We start from the raw sequence: 17,577 nt of genomic DNA on the forward strand, positions 1-17,577 counted from the left end.
GGATACTTCTCTGTATCCGTTTCTAGTATATGTGGTTTCTTCTTTTTCCACACTAGTATTATATTTCACTCTTTGCCATTTCTTTCATTTCACGGGCACTTTCCATAATACTGGATGTAATCTTATCTCCACCCAGAATACGCGCCAGTTCTTTTACCGAATCTTCTTCGTTCAATAGACGAATCCTTGTTTTTACGCTTTCGTTTTCCGCAGATTTTTCAATCAGAAAATGACTGTCTGCCACTGCTGCTATCTGTGAAAGATGAGTAATGCAAATCACCTGCCTGCTTTTACCTATCAGCTTTAGTTTTTCTCCGACTTTTGCTGCCGTAACTCCCGATATTCCGGCATCAATCTCGTCAAAAATCAAAGTCGGCGTATCTTCCGCATCTGCCAGAACCGTTTTTATCGCAAGCATAATACGGGAAAGTTCTCCGCCTGATGCAATATTCTCAAGCGGCTTTACAGGCTCGCCGGGATTAAGCGCAAGATAAAATTCCGCTTCGTCTTTTCCGTTCGCGCTAAACTGTCCTGCATCTTTTAAATGTATCTCAAACCTTGTATCGAGAAAATTTAATTCCTTCAGATGAATACAGATTTCGTCAGCAAAAACTGTTTTATATCGATTTCTTACATCATGAAGTTTTTTCGTTACACGTTCTACTTTTTTTAACGCTTTTTCTTTCTCTTCTTCAATTTGTTTTATATATGCATCATAATCATTAAGCTGTTCTATTCTATGGCGTTTTGATTCGCAATATGCAAGGACATCGCTTACAGAACTTCCATATTTTGCTTTTAAATGATTGATCAGATTCAACCGTTCCTCTGTCTCTTTGAACTCTTCTTCTGAAAATTCAAATTTTGAGGCATATTCGGACAGTTCTCTGTTAAAATCATTCAGAAGGCTGTCCACATCCATAAGCAGAGCGCACAGACGGTCTCCCTCTTCATCAAATTCCGCCGCCTCCCGAAACGCACGTATCGCCCGAGTAAGACAATCACCTGCATTTGCCGAACTGTCCTCGCATGTATAGCGATAAGTCTGCGCAACTGCATCCGTGATTTTTCTGCTCTCCGTCATCCTTCGGTATGTTTCCTCTAATTCTTCATCCTCATTTTCCCGAAGAGCAGCCTCTTCGATCTCGTGTACTTCAAATTCATAAAGAGAAAGTTCTCTTCGCCTTTCTTCATCATTTAAAGAAGTTTCTTCCGCCTTTTTACAGATCGCCCGATATTCTTTATAACATTTTGACATTTCTGATTTGATCGGAGCAATCTCTTTTCTCCCAAAAAGATCCAGAAGCACCAAATGATTCTTCCTTTGAAGTAAGGTTTTATTATCATGCTGACCATGAATGTCAATCAAAAGCTCTGCCGCTTCTTTCAACTTTCCTGTATTCACTGTCTCTCCATTAATGCGGCTTATGCTTCTGCTTCCTGTAAACTTTCTTGTTAAAGTAACCATACCGTCATCCGGAATAATATCCATCTCTTCCAGTTTTTGTATGATCTGTCCGTCGTCAACCGAAAAAGTCAGCTCTACCAGACCATTTTCCGCCCCGTTTCTCAAAAGATCAGAACTATACTTTCCTCCAAGAGCCAGTCCGACAGAGCCGAGCAAGATAGACTTTCCCGCCCCGGTTTCTCCTGTCAATATATTCAATCCTTGTCCGAAATCTACTTCTGTCTCATCGATCAAAGCAATATTTTTCACATGTAGATTTTGTAGCATACCATTCACCTATACTTCTCTTGAAACGATCTTTCTTATCTTATCCATTACGGCCGCTGTATCTTCTACAGTTCTGATTGCACACATGATCGTATCGTCTCCTGCAATACAGCCTACGACCTCATGCCATTTCATTGCGTCTACAGCGGCAGCCACAGCCATTGCCATACCGGAAACAGTCTTGATCACTAGAATATTCTGCGCCATATCCATCGCCACATACCCATCTTTTAAGACACGTATATATTTTTCACTCATTCCGGGTTCTTCGATCCTGTGAAGAATATATTTCTGATGTCCGCTTCCTGTAGATACTTTTGACAACTTCAGATCACGTATATCTCTCGACACAGTAGCCTGCGTCACTTTAAACCCCGCATTATTCAGATATTCTGCCAGTTCTTCCTGTGTTTCAATATCATACTGACTGATAAGTTCAATAATTTTTGCATGACGGCTGACTTTCATATGTTCAATTTCCTTTCATTTTTTTACGCATTGTTTTCATAAAGCTTTCTTTGCTTAATTTGATCAGTTTTGCCGTATGAGACGACCGCTTAATACAAACTCTTTCTCCCGTGACAAGAGTTGTCTGTTCTGCACCGTCAAAGCAAAGAGAAACCTGTTCCTGCCTTCCATAACGTCCTTCGCACACTTCTACCTCAATCAAATCATCGGCTGACAGAACAATACTGCTTGTATTAAGCGCGTGTGAACAAATCGGAGTGATCACGATCATCTGTGCTGTCGGTTCAACGATCGGGCCTCCCGCCGACAGATTATAACCTGTACTTCCGGTTGGAGTCGATATGATCACTCCATCTGCGTGATAAGTATTCAGAAGCGCCCCGTTGACATAAATATGAAAACTTACGATACGAACCTTTCCTTCTCTTGCAATGACAATATCGTTCATCGCCATATCTTTCCGAGAATTACGAAAGCTTCCTTCCAGCATCATCCGTTCTTCAATAACCGGAGTCTCTGAAAACAAATGATCCAATGCACTTTCAAAATCTTCCAGATCCACATCTGTAAGATATCCGAGCGTTCCAAGATTGATCCCAAGCAGCGGAAGGCTTCGCTCTCCAAGATCTCTGACCGCACGGATTAAAGTTCCGTCACCACCTAGTACCAATCCGCATTCTGCTTCCTTAGGAACAGTTCCCGGAATAATATGGCCCTCACTGTCTTTTTCCGACAAAAAACATTTTTTACCGGAAGATTGAATATATTGTTCAATCTGACTCGTGATCGCATAATCTTTATCTTTTAATTTATTTGTAATAATATAAAAGCAATCCATTTTAGTCCTCTTGTTTTTACAAAATACTGCATCGCATACATTACTTAAGCGTGCTGCTTTGCCAGCGTCTCAAATGCTCTGTCTGAAACAATAACAGGATCAAGTCCGCCGAGATTTTCACCGGCCTCATTTTCACTCTTTTTTAAATGAATCAAATACTCTATATTTCCTTCCGGTCCTTTGATCGGAGAAAAATCAAGAGCACACAGATCGAAACCGATCGACATAGCATAATCCATAATTTTCTGAATCACTTCCCGGTGTGTGCTCTTTTCTCTTACGACACCTTTTTTTCCTACTTTTTCCCGTCCTGCCTCAAACTGCGGTTTAATAAGAGCTACGATCTCACCGTCTTTTGCCAAATAATTACGAATCGGCTCCAATACTTTCGTAAGCGAAATAAATGAGACATCAATAGAAGAAAAATCAATTTCTTCTCCCAAATCTTCAGGTGTCACATATCGAATATTCGTCTTTTCCATGCAGATAACTCTCGGGTCGTTTCTCAGTTTCCAATCAAGCTGTCCTCGTCCCACATCGATCGCAAACACCTTTTTTGCACCGTTTTGAAGCATGCAATCTGTAAAACCGCCCGTTGAAGAACCGACATCCGTACAGACTTTATCTTTTACGCTGACATCAAAATTTGCGATCGCTTTTTCTAATTTCAAGCCGCCTCTGCTTACATACGGAAGTGTATGCCCCCGAACTTCGATACTGACTTCTTCCGGGAACGTGCTTCCCGCTTTATCTTCTCTTTGTCCCTCCACAAAAACATTTCCGGACATAATGATCGCTTTTGCCTTTTCCCTTGACTCCGCCAGATTTCTTTTTACAAGTAATACATCCAAGCGTTCTTTCATATTTTTTTCCTTTCAGTTACACATATTCATCAATTATCTGCTTTACGATCGTATCTTTATCAAGACCTACTTCCCTGCGGAGCAGATCTACATTTCCATGTTCTACATAGTCATCGGCTATCCCGAAATTTTTCACGCGTACATTAATACCTGCTCCTGAAATATAATCAAGAACCTGTTCCCCGAATCCGCCTGTCAGCATGTTTTCTTCAATCGTTACATACAGATCGTGATTCTCCGCTAATCTTTCCAGCAATTCTGTATCAAGAGGTTTTACAAACCTTGCATTTACAAGAGAACAGCAATATCCTTTTTCTTTCAGGCCTTTTCTCACCTGATCTGCAAGTTCTGCCATATGACCTACAAATATGATCACAATCTTTTCTTCTTCATACAGCAGTTCACTTTTCCCGTAACAGATCGGACTGCGGAATTGTTTCATTCCTTCATATGCCTCGCCTCTTGGATACCGCACTGCGATCGGATATGGAAAATCTGCCGCAAACCGTATCATATCTGCCATTTCCCATCTGTTTTTCGGAGAAATGATCGTCATATTCGGGATCATTGATAAAAATGACAAATCAAACACCCCCTGATGTGTTTCACCGTCACTTCCGACAAGTCCCGCCCTGTCTACCGCGATCACAACCGGAAGATTTTGCAGACAGACATCATGAAGCGTCTGGTCATACGCTCTTTGCAAAAACGAAGAATATACTGCAAATATCGGTTTCATTCCCCCCGCCGCAAGACCTGCCGCAAATGTCATCGCATGTTCTTCCGCGATCCCCACATCAAAAAAACGATTTGGGAAATGCTTTGCAAACGGAGTAAGACCTGTTCCGTCCGCCATCGCAGCCGTAATCGCAACGATACGCTCGTCTTTTTTTGCAATATCAAGCAGCACTTTAGAAAATACTTCCGTATAAGTATCCGCCCCTTTTGATTCTTTCGCATCTCCGGTCTCAAGATGGAACGGACCTGTCCCATGAAATTTTGCCGGATTTTCCTCTGCCGGAAGATACCCTTTTCCTTTTTTCGTAAGTACATGTACTAAAACGGCATGATCCACCCTTTTTGCCTCATTGAACACACGCACCATCTCTTTAACATCATGTCCGTCCACAGGTCCTAAATATGTAATATCCATATCTTCAAAAAACATTCCCGGAACAAATAACTGTTTAATCCCACTTTTTGTCTTTTTCAGCCTGCTGACGATCCGATCGCCTGTCCCCGGTATTTTTTTTAAAGTATCTTCAACACCCTTTTTCAGATCAGTATACGCCTGTGCTGTCCGCAGGCATCCCAAATATTTCGATACTCCGCCGACATTTTCAGAAATTGACATATTATTATCATTCAGCACGATAATAAAATTACTTTTCAAACGGGAAGCATTATTCAATGCCTCAAATGCCATTCCCCCGGTCATTGCTCCGTCTCCGATCACTGAAACGACATTGTATTTTTCCCCTTTCAGTTCTCTTGCCGCAACATACCCCAGACCTGCCGAAATAGATGTAGAACTATGCCCTGTATCAAAAGCATCACATTCACTTTCTTTTCGTTTCGGAAATCCACTCATGCCGCCATATTTACGCAGATCGTCAAAACCATCTTTTCTTCCTGTAAGAAGTTTATGCGTATAAGATTGATGACCTACATCCCAGATCAATTTATCCTGCGGAAAATCCAGTGTAAGATGAAGCGCCATCGTCAATTCTACAACACCCAGATTTGAAGCCAGATGTCCTCCTGTACAACTGATCTTATCAAGAAGAAATCCCCGGATCTCTTCTGCAAGTTCTTTTAGCTGTGTATGATCAAGTTTTTTTATATCGTTCTCTTTCTGGATCATTTCAATTATCATGATTGATCCTCCTAGTTCTATTTTTCTCTGTATACAAGTCTTCGGAGCAGTTCCTCCATAAATCCGCACTCTTTTCCGATAGAACGAAGTTCTTCTACCGCCTCTTCCGTCAGACGAGCAGCCTCTTCTTTTGCCTTTTCAAGCCCCTTCCAAGTAACGTAAGTCGTTTTTTCGTTTTTTTCATCGCTGTGCACCGGCTTTCCGAGTATTTCTGTCGTACTCGTCACATCAAGAATATCGTCTTGTATTTGGAATGCCAGTCCTATTTTCCCGGCGATTTCTTCCATTTTTCCGATTTCCTCTTCTTTTGCCCCTGCAAGAACAGCTCCGATCATTACAGACGCCTCAATAAGCGCTCCTGTTTTCAATCTATAAATAAACGCAAGAAGTTCTCCTGATATTTTGCATCCTGCAGATCTTACATCGACCACCTGACCTCCGATCATTCCGTAAATTCCGGCTTTGCCTGCAAGAATTTTCAGAGCTCTTCCGATCAGGATGCTGTTTTGAGGATCTGTTTCAAAGGCGCTGCATGCAGTCTCAAATGCGTAATTCAAAAGTGCGTCCCCTGTCAAAATTCCCATATCTTCTCCGTATACGACATGAGTCGTCTTCCGTCCTCTTCGATAATCATCATTATCCATGGCCGGAAGGTCATCATGAACAAGAGAATATGTATGGATCATCTCGATAGCGGCCATAAACGGCTCGATGACCCCGCCTTTTCCGCCAAACAAGTCAAACGTCTCTTTCATGAGCATCGGACGAAGGCGTTTTCCACCTGCCATCAGACTATATTCCATCGCTTCTTCTATGATCTGCTGATGTCCTGTCTGATCAGGCAGGTATTTTCGTAAAATCTCTTCTATTTTTTCTGTTCGTTTTCTACAGTCTTCTTTAAAATTCATCTGTCTCTCCATTTTCATCAAGAACGAGAACCTTTTTTTCTACCTCGTCTATGGATAAGTTACATTTTTTAAGAAGTTCCATTCCGTTATTATATAGATCAAATGTTTGTTCTAACGTGATTTCTTCATTTTCCATCTTTCCGATCAGTTCTTCCAAATCTTTGAACATCTCCTCAAGATTTTCTTTCTTTTTCTCTGACACTTTAACCTCCGCCGATCCGTTTTTATCCGTGAATCATTGTTTCCGTATTATGAACCTCCGCTTCGATCTTTCCGTCGCTTACAAAGATTTCCAATTTTTCTCCCCGTTTCACCTGAGCTGTCGATCGTATATTTTTTCCTTCTTCGGATCTTATATACGAGTATCCGCTGCTCAGTTTTAAAAGAGGAGACACTCTTTTCATTCGTTCGGCATTCAAGGCCAGACGATGTTTTTCCTGCGTCAGTCTTCGTTCCATAATATCGCGAATCCTGTTTTCCATCTCTGCCGTAAATTGCCTGTGCTCATATAATTTGTGCCGTGGATGAAGCAGTTTCAGCCTCATTGAGAAACGCTCCGCTTTCGTCCTGAAAAGACCGATCTGTGACAAGGCAGCCCGAACAATTCTGTCTTCATACGCAGACATCGTTTTTTTACATTCGCGGATCTCGTACACTGCCAATTCGGCGGCTGCTGAGGGAGTCGGAGCTCGTAAATCCGCAACAAAATCTGCGATTGTAACATCTGTTTCATGACCTACCGCAGATATGACCGGAACGGAACATTCAAAAATTGCACGTGCAACCTCTTCTTCGTTAAACGCCCACAACTCCTCAATACTTCCGCCGCCTCTGCCAACGATCATGACATCCACACCTTGTTGTTCTAGCATCCGTATTCCTCTTATAATGCTCTTCACCGCTCCTTCACCCTGAACAAGGGCCGGATAAAGAATGAGCTGAACATATGGATTTCTACGTTTTGCAACATTGATTATATCTCTTACCGCCGCTCCGTTTTGCGCCGTCACAATCCCAACTGTTTTTACATAGGCAGGAATTCGCTGCTTATATTCGTCTGAAAACATCCCCATTTCACAAAGTTCCCGCTTAAGCGCCTCGAACTTTTCATAGAGTTCTCCTGCTCCGTCCAGCTTGATTTCTCTTGCATAAAGCTGATATTTGCCATCTCTTTCATATACGCTTACTGAACCGAATGCGATGACCCGCTGGCCGTTTTTCAATGTAAAAGAAAGCCCCGCCCTTGAGCCTGCAAACATAACACAGGCAATCGTGCCGGACTCATCTTTCAAAGAAAAATAAATATGTCCTGATGGGTGATATTTACAGTTGGAAATTTCTCCCTTTACATAGATACGGTTCAGCATGAAATCCTGTGTAAACATATTTTTTATATAAGAATTAACCTGCTTCACTGTATAAATGCCGTTCATTTTATAACTCCTGTTTTGCAAATTTAGCAAGCACACCATTTACAAACGACGAGCTATTATCTCCTCCGAAACGTTTCGCAAGCTCAACAGCCTCGTTGATCGCAACTTTTGCCGGAACGTCCTCATCCCATTTTATCTCGTAAAGCGCCAACCGTAAAATTGACAGATCGACTTTGTTCATTCTTGTCGTTTTCCAGCCTGTCGCGTTCTCATTTAAAAGTCCGTCGATTTCTTCTATGTGTGATAAAATCGCTTCATATTTATTTTGTATATACTGTTTGTCTTTTTCTTTTGCATCTTCAAGCGTCTCAAAATAGTAGTTCAAATTCTCCGGCATATCAACAGAATCATTAAACTCGATCTGAAAAAGCATTTTAAATATATGTTCCCGAAGTTCCGTTCTTACCATAGTAATTCCTCTCTATTGTCATAATCATCTTCTGTCGGCGCACACGGCCTTTTGCCATCTTCCTGTCCTGCTCGTACCCGCTTGTATCTTATTGCCGCGCAATATTGAAAAAGGATGTCTTGCGACATCCCTTAGTATCAATGTCAGGGGCGGATCGCCTTGTCACATATTGCAATACGAAAGCAGATCAGTTCTGTTTCTCCATCTCTACTCCGGCAACCTTAATATTGACATCCGCAACCTCAAGCCCCGTCATATTCTCAACCGCATTTTTCACCTTTTCCTGAACTTTTTTCGTAACTTCCATAATACTGTAATCATATTTCAGGTTTAATGCCAGAGATACTGTAACGACACCCTCTAATACATCTACCTTTACGCCTTTTGACAGGTTCTTGATTCCAAGCTTTCCAATCACTTCATTCGTAATATTTCCGGCCATGGAAGCAACGCCATCCACTTCCGTAGCAGCCAGAGCCGCAATGATCGCTACAACTTCATCCGCGATCTTAACTTCGCCGAGACTCGCATCATTTTGTATTGTATAAGCATTTCTTTCGTCCTTAGCCATATTCAAAACCTCCCGTTTTGTATCATCTCTTTTCTTATTATAACAAATCTCCATCCGTTTGCAAAGAAAAAGTTCACCGCCAAGAGAACTCTGTATTTGAATCCGATTTTTAAGATCTTCCAAACTCCGAAAGAACAAGTCCGTCATTTCTTTCCAACGTCATTCTAATGCTCCACTCATGGATGAACAAAAGTAACGGCCGATCTTTCAAATCTTTTATTTTCTTCATATCCGACGTTCCGCTTATACGGTCAAGATCCGTATCCGCACTCTCGATCCATCGGATATATTCGTACGGAAGGTTTTCGAGGAGGATCTCTACATTATATTCATTTTTCAAACGGTATTTCAATACATCAAACTGCAAAACGCCGACAACGCCGACAATGATTTCTTCCATTCCTGTGTTATATTCCTGAAAGATCTGAATTGCTCCTTCCTGTGCAATTTGATTGATTCCTTTTACAAACTGTTTCCTTTTCATCGTGTCAACCTGACGCACTCTTGCAAAATGCTCAGGCGCAAATGTCGGAATTCCTTCATAAGCAAATTTTTCTTTTGACGTTGTCAGTGTATCGCCTATCGAAAAAATTCCCGGATCAAATACACCGATAATATCTCCCCCATATGCTTTGTCTATAATTTTCCTTTCACTGGCAATCATTTGCTGCGGCTGGGAAAGCCTTACGTCTTTTTTCCCCTGAACATGATATACGTTCATCCCGGCATCAAACTCACCCGAACAAATACGCATAAACGCAATTCTGTCCCTATGAGCTTTATTCATATTTGCCTGAATTTTAAAAACAAAGGCCGAAAATTCTTTTTCTTTCATCGGATCGATCGCACCATGATCTGACATCCTCGGCAAAGGGGACGTCGTCATGGAAAGAAAATGTCTTAAAAACGTTTCCACTCCGAAGTTAGTAAGTGCAGAACCGAAGAACACCGGAGAGAGCTCGCCTTTATCGACAAGCTCTCTGTCAAATTCTGCCGAAGCGCCGTCCAAAAGTTCGATTTCTTCCATCAGAGTTGTCTTTGCTTCATCTCCGATCAGCCAGTCAATCTCCGGATTGTTCATAGCTACAACTTTCACTTCACCTGTCGCTGTTCCTTTCCTCGTATCCGAGAAAAGCTCTACTTCCTTTTTCTGTCTGTCATACACGCCTTTAAATGCTTTTCCCGAGCCGATCGGCCAGTTTACCGGACAAGTCGGAATGCCGAGCTCCTTTTCGATATCATCCAAAAGATCGAACGTATCTTTTGCGTCACGATCCATCTTATTGATAAAGGTAAAAATCGGAATATGACGCATCGCACATACTTTAAACAGTTTTCGCGTCTGAGCCTCCACACCCTTCGACGCATCAATCACCATAACCGCCGAATCTGCCGCCATCAGTGTTCTGTAAGTATCTTCCGAGAAATCCTGATGCCCCGGCGTATCAAGGATATTAATACAGTATCCATCGTAATTAAACTGCAATACAGAAGAAGTAACCGAAATACCTCTTTCTTTTTCTATTTCCATCCAGTCTGAAACTGCATGTTTGGATGTCGCTTTTCCCTTGACAGAACCTGCCTGATTGATCACCCCTCCATATAATAGAAATTTTTCCGTCAGCGTTGTCTTTCCCGCATCGGGATGAGAAATGATGGCAAATGTTCTTCTCTTTTTTATTTCATTCGTTATCTCTGACATATGTTTCTTTTCTCCTAATGCTTATAAAATGCATCTGTTCGTTCTTTTATTTTTCCCGGAACATCTTCCGGACATACCAATTTAGTTTATCATATCTCAAAAGATACTTCAACCACGGGATTCAGGCATGTTATTAACTTGTGATAATGTCTCCTTAAGATTCACTTGAGGTTTTGTCTCTTTTTGGTATTCTATTAAAGCTATGAAAGAAGGTAAAATTACATTGTCACAAGAACAACTGAAAACGCTGACTGTCATCAACCGTTTCATTGACAAGTCTATTTCCAGACAACAGGCTGCTGAACTTTTGGGTCTCTCCACACGCCAGATCACACGCTTAAAGAAAGGAGTCCTTACCTCTGGCGCTCAATCCCTCATTCATAAAAATACCGGTAGAAAACCCGTTCACTCCGTTTCTGACGAATTGAAGGAAGCTGTCCTTAAGATTTATTCCCGCCCAGAATTCTCTAATGCCAACTTCCTCCATTTCAAAGATATACTCTCTGCAGATTTCGGAATTCAACTTTCCTACTCTGCTCTTTCCAGTATACTAAAAAATGCTGGTTTTGAAAGCCCTAAAAAGAAAAAAATCCGACACCGCACACATCGGCGCAAACGTAAGCCCCATCCCGGACAGCTCATCCAGATCGATGCCACGCCTTACGAGTGGTTTGGGGGAAATATCAAATACGCCCTTCATGGTGCTATCGATGATGCTACCGGGCAGGTCGTCGGACTTTTCCTGACACAGAATGAATGCCTTTACGGTTATCTGGAAACCATGCGTCAATGCTGCTCTGATTTCGGCATCCCACAGACGGTTTATTCTGACAACCATACCATCTTCCGTTCTCCTAAAACCGGAAAGCTGACTGTTGATGAACTAATCGCAGGCAAGACTGTCCATCTTACCCAGTTCGGACGTTCCCTGCACGAATTGGGCATTGACCTTATTTTCGCAAAGACTCCTCAGGCAAAGGGGCGGATTGAACGTTTATGGGTCACACTGCAGAGCAGGCTCCCTGTTGAGTTCGCAAAACGTGGGATTACTACTGTGTCAGAAGCAAACCGTTTTCTGGAAACAGAGTACAGGGAACTTTTCAATCAGAGGTTTGCCGTTGAGCCGGAAGCAGAGTCTATTTTTGTCTCTGCCGCAAAAGATTTGAATCTGGATTCCATCCTTTGTGTAAAGCACACGAGAAAAACAGATGCAGCCGGGACATTTTCGTTTAAAAATCGGTGTTTTCAAATCCTAGATGAGGGATTTCCGATTATCAATGCCCGCCGTGAGATCACTGTATTAATTAACCCACGTTTTGGAATTCGTGTAGAGTACGGCGGACGAATCTATAATACCATCCGTTATCTGAAACCTCAGAACAAAAATGCCAATACAGAAGTTCCCCAAAAAGTGTCAAAAACAGTAGAACCACACCTTCAGCTGCGTCACAGCAGTGATGAATGGAAAGCAATCTGGTGGATGGAGGATTATAATCTGTCACTTAAATTTTTATATGAGCTATTTTTCGAGAAGCAGCAGTCAGCTTCATAAAAGGGCATTAGCCCTTTTATGAAAGTGACATTTTTTCAAATAAATTTCTATATTAAAAAGTGACATTTTCATAAGTTATTGACACCACGGGATTCAGGCAAACATTCAGATACAATCGAATTTTTCATTTTCACATACAGCAGATACTTTTTATTCACGAATCGGGGTGATCACAATATTTTGCGGTGCAATTTTTGTCTTTCTTGTCACAATATCCTCGATTTGAGCTCGATTCGCATCTGTAAGTTCTTCTGCTTTTACTACGATATCCGCAGAGTCTGCGTCAATACTTACAACCGCTTCCGAAAATCCTTTTGAAGCCATCATTGTCTCCACTGCCGCTTCCTGCTCTGCAATCTGAGTCATCTGTACAAGCTGTGATACCGCTTCTTGTTTTTCCGACTCACTTAAATTTGTATTATCTATAATTGCCTGAAGCGTCTCTTTATTCTGAGCTCTTACCTGCTCCCGTGTTACCTTTGCCTGTGCAACTGTCGTTTCTGCGCTTCCATTCGTCAGTACAGCTTCCCCCGGTGTTCCCTCTACATCGGAATCATTACTTGCAATCTCGTCTCCTACCGTCTCTATATCCTCTTCCGAAATATCGAGCAGCTCCTGATTTGCAAGATCTGCATTTGCTTCCTCAGCTCCCCCGTCTTTTTCATGAAATATTTTTCCGGAATAATTCAAATATCCCGCCACTGCGATCATCACCGCCAACGCAGCTATGATAATCTGATTTTTCTTAAATACTCGTTTCACTTCACAAGCCTCCTTTTTATGTATCATCCCCGTTTCATTATTTTTATCTTATGCGCTTCCACACCAAATAATGCCTGTACCGCTTCTGTAAGATTACGGGCAACAACTGCATCACCTCCTCCGTCCGCAATCACAATCACCCCTTCAACTTCCGGCGTCAGTTCTTTGCTTACATAAGGAACAGATGCTCCGTCTGCCGTCTGCTCATATACGCTGATTTTCTCCGACGTACTTTCCGAATCTTTCCGAACATTGCCGTCGGATGTCTCTTCTTGGGTCTGCGTACTTCCTGAATGATCTTTTTCAATCAATTTCTGTCCGTTTGATTTAAGCGTCACCATCACGGTTACTTTTCCTGCTCCTTTCACCTGCGACAGCACGGAAGATGTTTTTTCTTCTATGTATGTTTCATATTCTCCCGTTTGTGAATTTTTATTTTCTTTTCTTTTATTTTCATCTAATCCGCCTTTTTCCGAAGTCGGGGCAGAGGAACCGGTCGGAAGAACAATAACAAACAGCAGCGCACCAAGCAAAAACATAATGAGAAACATATTTTTCTTCGGAAACTTTTCCCCGTTTTTTAATGCCTTAATATACTCTTGAGCCTTTTTCAAATCCATCTTTTATCGACTCCTTTCCGGCATCTGTATCCGCTTTTTTTGTTCCTGTATGTTCTTCCTCTTTATTTTCTTCTATATAATTTTTCAGCATTTCCTCATAAGAGTTCCCGGCCTCTTCCAGTTCTTTTCTTTCTTTTTCATATACCTGATTACTGTAGATTGCTCCGAATGTTTCTTTCATGCCAAACACACTTAAGACCGGCATAAAAATAAGAACGATCAATACAAGACCGGAAAAAAAACGAATATATCTTTCATAATCTTTTCCCGGTACCGCATGAAGCATCGCCGTCACTACAACAAGATATACTGCTATATTTTGAATCCATTTATATACTTCTTCAAGCATTTTTGCCTCCTTTTAACGAAACAAAGCATACACATATGTATTTTCAGTCCTGCACTTTTTGTTCTTTATATAGTTATCATTTTTCATATTTCATGTAGTTACTCCGGCCACAACCGCTATTGTAAGCAAAAATAAAAATCCTACTGTAAAAATAACGGAAACTATCATTTCATACCCCTCGCTCACTCCGCGGATACAAGCGGTAATTCTTTTGTCCGAAACCGGCTGTACCGCTGCCGCCGCCATTTTATACAAAAGCGCAGACAACAACATTTGCAGAATCGGAACCGCACATATTAAAACCGCTATAAAAGCTCCTGCCATTCCGATTCCGTTTTTAATCAAAACAATCGTTCCCATTGTCACTTCCGCCATTCCTCCCATCACATTTCCTATCCACGGAAGTGCCTCTGCCGTCCTTGTAAGCGCACTTCTTTTTACCGTATCTATCGCAGGTGCCAACAGCCCTTGCACAACATTCACCCCGACAATACATGCAACGATCGTACGAAGCGTCCATGTCACCGCTTTTTTCAACAGATCGGCAAATTCAGAAAAGAGATCTTCTTCCGTTAAGTTTCCAAGCATTTGCACCATAATATAAACATTTATCACCGGGAAGAGAAACCTTACGATCACAAGCTCTGAAATATAAATCAGAAAAAGAATCAAATTATAAAAAAAGATTGAAGTCGCGCTTCCCGACGAAAACGCCACCGCAAGAAAATATCCGGGACAAAGAACTCTCATAAACGTCGTAAGAGACTCCAATTTTTCACTGATTCCATAAACCGCCGTCCGAAAAGACATCAAACAAAGCGTGATCAAAAGCATATATACAACGTAAAAACTTATTCCCGAAATCTGTCTGCTTTGAAAAGCTCCCGCAAAATTGCTGAATACAGCCGCCATAACGGCAATCAATATAATATAAACGAGAGTTTTTTTGCTGTACAAAAACTCATAGGCTATCTCGTCTCTTATGTATCCCGTAAGCAATTCTAACATTTCCCCCGGCTCTCCTGACAGAAAAGAAAATACAACTTCTTCAAAGGAAATTTTCTCTTTTGGAAACAATTCCGATAGACTTTTTTCAATTTCTTTAAAATCAAACTCTTCTTCCAATATTTTTGTTTCCGCTGTTTCTATGCTTTTTTTATCCGATTGAAAATTATCCGTTTCATCTGCCCGGACGATCCTTGTCCCGAACCCAAATACGAGAAGCGTTAAAAATAATGTAAAAAGAAATCTCCCTTTTCTTCCTTTCATGACAGAAACTCCCTGACTGTTTCAAGCAAAGCTGTCAAAACCGGCATCCCAAGCGCCAATATCGTCAGCTTTGCGAACGTTTCTATCTGTCCCGCAATCGTTTGATATCCTGCATCTTTGCAAATTCCGGAAGCAAATTCCGCAATATAAGTAATGCCGACCATCTTAAGAATTACGGAAAAATAGCTTGTTTCAAGATGAGCGTATGCTATAAGTTCTTTTACAGTACGAACGAAAATACCAAGCCTGTCTGAGATGAGCACAAATAGAACAATGCTTACCGCTACGCTTACATAAATCCCGTATTCTGCCTTGCTTCCTTTTAACTGGATCGCCAACATTGCACCGATCACTCCGATCATTCCGGCCTGTATCATGCTCATCTGCTCTCACCTCTTCCTCTTCTATTTTCATTTTCTTTTCTCATTTCCCGCACTTTCGTTTACTATAATGAGAATAATTGTCTGACAGTACGAAAAAGATCATAAATGTAAGGAAGCACCCATGACAACACTAAAATAAGTCCGGCCAGACTTGCAAGAAATGCCTGTTCTTCTCTGCCGCTGTGTTTTAATACCTGACTTAAAATAGAAACAAGTATTCCTACTGCCGCAATTTTAAAAATAAGACTGATATCCATATTTCCTTGTATGATAATTAGGAAGTTAATTATCACACGTTTCCTTTCTTTTAATATCGTGGTTCAATACAATTCAGATACTATGGACTTTTGATTTTTCCCTGTAGCCTTGACTACTCGACTGGAGTGTATTGCCGCTACCTTTATCTGAATTGTTTATTAGCTGGATGTTGCCGGAGTGTTTTTCACTCAGAGTACTTATTTCTATCAAGTCTACGATGATAATCGATGGTGGACATCATGGTATCAGACTTTATGAAAGGGAGGTACAACCTCATGAAAATTTTTGTAGGCATTGATATTGCCAAACTCAACCATTTCGCCGCTGCGATTTCTTCGGACGGTGAAATACTCATTGAGCCGTTCAAATTCACAAACGACGCTGATGGCTTCCAACTGCTGGTCTCTAAGCTCGAATCATTCGATAAGAACAGCATCATCATCGGTCTTGAGTCGACGGCACACTACGGTGACAACCTTGTTCGATACCTTGTTGCTGAGTTCTACCAAGTGTGTGTGTTGAACCCCATCAAAACCTGTCAGATGCGTAAGAACAATGTTCGTAAAACAAAGACAGATAAGGTCGACACATTTGTTATTGCTAAAACTCTTATGATGCAGGATGACCTAAGATTTATTACCTTCTTTGATCTCGATATGATGGATCTTAAGGCCTTGGGGCGCTTTCGGCAGAAAACCATTAAGCAACGCACCCGATTGAAAATCCAACTGACAACCTATGTTGATCAAGTATTCCCGGAGATTCAATACTTTTTCAAATCCGGTCTGCATCAGAATGCTGTCTATGCTCTTTTAAAAGAAGCACCTTCTCCAAAAGAGATTGCTTCCATGCATATGACTCATCTGGCAAATCTGCTCAAAGTGAACTCGCACGGACATTTTACTAAAGAGCAGGCCAAAGAATTAAGAATTCTCGCACAGAAGTCTGTCGGTGCCAACGACAGCGCTATATCTATTCAGATAACTCAAACCATTCAACAAATCGAGTTACTGGATAGCCAATTAGAAAAGATTGAAGCTGAGATGACGGATATCATGAAATTTAACGATTCTGTCATCATGACCATTCCTGGTATCGGTTATATCAATGGTGGAATGATCCTTGGTGAAATAGGCGATATTCACCGTTTCTCCAATCCAAACAAGCTGCTTGCTTTTGCAGGCCTGGATCCTTCTGTTTATCAGTCTGGTAACTTTCAGGCTAAGACAACAAGGATGTCCAAACGTGGCTCTCGTGTTTTACGATATGCTCTTGTAAATGCAGCTTGGAACGTTGTCAGGAACAACGCAACCTTCAAGGCTTATTATGATGCCAAGAGGGCTGAAGGCCGGTCTCACTACAATGCACTTGGGCACTGTGCCGGCAAGCTTGTCAGAGTCATCTGGAAGATGCTCACTGACGAAGTAGAATTTAACCTCGAGTAAGAGATCTGTATACCTATATCGATAGATTTTGAAAAAGCACCCTAAGGGAGCTCTATTAAAGTTACCCTTTTTTACCACCGATATGAAAAAGAAATTTTTTGCTAATTTATGGTTGACTTTTCATAGCTGGTCTCCT

At 41.4% G+C, this 17,577-nt stretch carries 19 protein-coding genes; 2 read left to right on the forward strand and 17 right to left on the reverse strand.

Features of this window, described 5'->3' with window-relative positions; genetic code table 11:
- Positions 1-58 precede the first annotated feature (58 nt).
- The 11 genes from recN to ACH9UM_RS04925 all read right to left on the reverse strand — a co-directional run bounded on the left by recN (position 59) and on the right by ACH9UM_RS04925 (position 10,803).
- The gene (gene recN / locus ACH9UM_RS04875; protein WP_270188332.1) at positions 59-1,735 is read right to left on the reverse strand and encodes a DNA repair protein RecN; all 1,677 of its coding nucleotides are present in this window, start codon (positions 1,733-1,735) and stop codon (positions 59-61) included.
- Between the two features lie 9 nt (positions 1,736-1,744).
- Positions 1,745-2,203, reverse strand: coding sequence for an arginine repressor (locus tag ACH9UM_RS04880; RefSeq protein ID WP_004844936.1), 459 nt, complete (start codon positions 2,201-2,203; stop codon positions 1,745-1,747).
- A 4-nt stretch (positions 2,204-2,207) separates the two neighbouring features.
- Positions 2,208-3,041 carry an NAD(+)/NADH kinase gene (locus tag ACH9UM_RS04885; RefSeq protein ID WP_004844935.1) on the reverse strand — a complete coding sequence of 278 codons (834 nt, stop codon included), beginning with the start codon at positions 3,039-3,041 and terminating at the stop codon, positions 2,208-2,210.
- 44 nt (positions 3,042-3,085) lie between these two features.
- Positions 3,086-3,904 (reverse strand): TlyA family RNA methyltransferase, encoded by an 819-nt coding sequence (locus tag ACH9UM_RS04890; RefSeq protein WP_004844934.1) that lies wholly within the window; start codon positions 3,902-3,904, stop codon positions 3,086-3,088.
- A 16-nt stretch (positions 3,905-3,920) separates the two neighbouring features.
- A complete protein-coding gene (dxs, locus tag ACH9UM_RS04895; protein WP_004844933.1) occupies positions 3,921-5,780 on the reverse strand; it encodes a 1-deoxy-D-xylulose-5-phosphate synthase in 1,860 nt (619 codons plus the stop codon).
- Positions 5,781-5,797: 17 nt separating this feature from the next.
- Positions 5,798-6,688, reverse strand: coding sequence for a polyprenyl synthetase family protein (locus ACH9UM_RS04900; RefSeq protein ID WP_004844932.1), 891 nt, complete (start codon positions 6,686-6,688; stop codon positions 5,798-5,800).
- Positions 6,678-6,890: an exodeoxyribonuclease VII small subunit gene (gene xseB / locus ACH9UM_RS04905; protein ID WP_009243330.1), complete on the reverse strand. Its 213-nt coding sequence runs from the start codon at positions 6,888-6,890 to the stop codon at positions 6,678-6,680. Before xseB ends, ACH9UM_RS04900 begins: the two co-directional genes overlap by 11 nt.
- A gap of 22 nt (positions 6,891-6,912) precedes the next feature.
- Entirely contained in the window at positions 6,913-8,121 is a 1,209-nt protein-coding gene (gene xseA / locus ACH9UM_RS04910; RefSeq protein WP_004844930.1) for an exodeoxyribonuclease VII large subunit, read from the reverse strand.
- A 1-nt stretch (position 8,122) separates the two neighbouring features.
- On the reverse strand, positions 8,123-8,530 hold the full coding sequence (gene nusB, locus ACH9UM_RS04915) for a transcription antitermination factor NusB (RefSeq protein WP_004844929.1): 408 nt from the start codon (positions 8,528-8,530) through the stop codon (positions 8,123-8,125).
- 187 nt (positions 8,531-8,717) lie between these two features.
- On the reverse strand, positions 8,718-9,101 hold the full coding sequence (locus tag ACH9UM_RS04920; RefSeq protein ID WP_009243331.1) for an Asp23/Gls24 family envelope stress response protein: 384 nt from the start codon (positions 9,099-9,101) through the stop codon (positions 8,718-8,720).
- Between the two features lie 109 nt (positions 9,102-9,210).
- A complete protein-coding gene (locus ACH9UM_RS04925; protein ID WP_004844925.1) occupies positions 9,211-10,803 on the reverse strand; it encodes a peptide chain release factor 3 in 1,593 nt (530 codons plus the stop codon).
- 223 nt (positions 10,804-11,026) lie between these two features.
- Between ACH9UM_RS04925 and ACH9UM_RS04930 the strand changes: the two genes are divergently transcribed.
- Positions 11,027-12,355, forward strand: coding sequence for an ISNCY family transposase (locus ACH9UM_RS04930; RefSeq protein ID WP_009321027.1), 1,329 nt, complete (start codon positions 11,027-11,029; stop codon positions 12,353-12,355).
- A gap of 150 nt (positions 12,356-12,505) precedes the next feature.
- Here the strand turns inward: ACH9UM_RS04930 and ACH9UM_RS04935 are convergent, their stop codons facing one another.
- The 6 genes from ACH9UM_RS04935 to spoIIIAC all read right to left on the reverse strand — a co-directional run bounded on the left by ACH9UM_RS04935 (position 12,506) and on the right by spoIIIAC (position 15,995).
- Positions 12,506-13,117, reverse strand: a complete 612-nt coding sequence (locus ACH9UM_RS04935; protein WP_009242161.1) for a SpoIIIAH-like family protein — start codon at positions 13,115-13,117, stop codon at positions 12,506-12,508.
- A 23-nt stretch (positions 13,118-13,140) separates the two neighbouring features.
- Positions 13,141-13,737, reverse strand: a complete 597-nt coding sequence (locus tag ACH9UM_RS04940; RefSeq protein ID WP_004846376.1) for a hypothetical protein — start codon at positions 13,735-13,737, stop codon at positions 13,141-13,143.
- Positions 13,706-14,086: a stage III sporulation protein AF gene (locus ACH9UM_RS04945; RefSeq protein ID WP_004846375.1), complete on the reverse strand. Its 381-nt coding sequence runs from the start codon at positions 14,084-14,086 to the stop codon at positions 13,706-13,708. The genes ACH9UM_RS04940 and ACH9UM_RS04945 overlap by 32 nt, the downstream gene beginning before the upstream one ends.
- Before the next feature lie 90 nt (positions 14,087-14,176).
- Positions 14,177-15,355, reverse strand: a complete 1,179-nt coding sequence (locus ACH9UM_RS04950; RefSeq protein ID WP_004847816.1) for a stage III sporulation protein AE — start codon at positions 15,353-15,355, stop codon at positions 14,177-14,179.
- Entirely contained in the window at positions 15,352-15,738 is a 387-nt protein-coding gene (locus ACH9UM_RS04955) for a SpoIIIAC/SpoIIIAD family protein (protein WP_004847817.1), read from the reverse strand. Before ACH9UM_RS04955 ends, ACH9UM_RS04950 begins: the two co-directional genes overlap by 4 nt.
- Positions 15,739-15,800: 62 nt before the next feature.
- Entirely contained in the window at positions 15,801-15,995 is a 195-nt protein-coding gene (gene spoIIIAC / locus ACH9UM_RS04960; RefSeq protein WP_004847818.1) for a stage III sporulation protein AC, read from the reverse strand.
- A gap of 276 nt (positions 15,996-16,271) precedes the next feature.
- Here spoIIIAC and ACH9UM_RS04965 point away from each other — a divergent pair, with 276 nt between their 5' ends.
- The gene (locus ACH9UM_RS04965) at positions 16,272-17,441 is read left to right on the forward strand and encodes an IS110 family transposase (RefSeq protein WP_009243756.1); all 1,170 of its coding nucleotides are present in this window, start codon (positions 16,272-16,274) and stop codon (positions 17,439-17,441) included.
- The last annotated feature ends 136 nt before the right edge of the window (positions 17,442-17,577 follow it).

It is taken from the genome of Mediterraneibacter torques, from assembly GCF_044591705.1.
GTDB lineage: Bacteria > Bacillota > Clostridia > Lachnospirales > Lachnospiraceae > Mediterraneibacter > Mediterraneibacter torques.

Bases quoted from the DNA above. Each gene is read 5' to 3' on its own strand.
- recN (WP_270188332.1), bottom strand. From the start codon at position 1,735: ATGCTACAAAATCTACATGTGAAAAATATTGCTTTGATCGATGAGACA.
- ACH9UM_RS04880 (WP_004844936.1), bottom strand. From the start codon at position 2,203: ATGAAAGTCAGCCGTCATGCAAAAATTATTGAACTTATCAGTCAGTAT.
- ACH9UM_RS04885 (WP_004844935.1), bottom strand. From the start codon at position 3,041: ATGGATTGCTTTTATATTATTACAAATAAATTAAAAGATAAAGATTAT.
- ACH9UM_RS04890 (WP_004844934.1), bottom strand. From the start codon at position 3,904: ATGAAAGAACGCTTGGATGTATTACTTGTAAAAAGAAATCTGGCGGAG.
- dxs (WP_004844933.1), bottom strand. From the start codon at position 5,780: ATGATAATTGAAATGATCCAGAAAGAGAACGATATAAAAAAACTTGAT.
- ACH9UM_RS04900 (WP_004844932.1), bottom strand. From the start codon at position 6,688: ATGAATTTTAAAGAAGACTGTAGAAAACGAACAGAAAAAATAGAAGAG.
- xseA (WP_004844930.1), bottom strand. From the start codon at position 8,121: ATGAACGGCATTTATACAGTGAAGCAGGTTAATTCTTATATAAAAAAT.
- nusB (WP_004844929.1), bottom strand. From the start codon at position 8,530: ATGGTAAGAACGGAACTTCGGGAACATATATTTAAAATGCTTTTTCAG.
- ACH9UM_RS04920 (WP_009243331.1), bottom strand. From the start codon at position 9,101: ATGGCTAAGGACGAAAGAAATGCTTATACAATACAAAATGATGCGAGT.
- ACH9UM_RS04925 (WP_004844925.1), bottom strand. From the start codon at position 10,803: ATGTCAGAGATAACGAATGAAATAAAAAAGAGAAGAACATTTGCCATC.
- ACH9UM_RS04940 (WP_004846376.1), bottom strand. From the start codon at position 13,737: ATGGATTTGAAAAAGGCTCAAGAGTATATTAAGGCATTAAAAAACGGG.
- ACH9UM_RS04945 (WP_004846375.1), bottom strand. From the start codon at position 14,086: ATGCTTGAAGAAGTATATAAATGGATTCAAAATATAGCAGTATATCTT.
- ACH9UM_RS04950 (WP_004847816.1), bottom strand. From the start codon at position 15,355: ATGAAAGGAAGAAAAGGGAGATTTCTTTTTACATTATTTTTAACGCTT.
- ACH9UM_RS04955 (WP_004847817.1), bottom strand. From the start codon at position 15,738: ATGAGCATGATACAGGCCGGAATGATCGGAGTGATCGGTGCAATGTTG.
- spoIIIAC (WP_004847818.1), bottom strand. From the start codon at position 15,995: ATGGATATCAGTCTTATTTTTAAAATTGCGGCAGTAGGAATACTTGTT.
- ACH9UM_RS04965 (WP_009243756.1), top strand. From the start codon at position 16,272: ATGAAAATTTTTGTAGGCATTGATATTGCCAAACTCAACCATTTCGCC.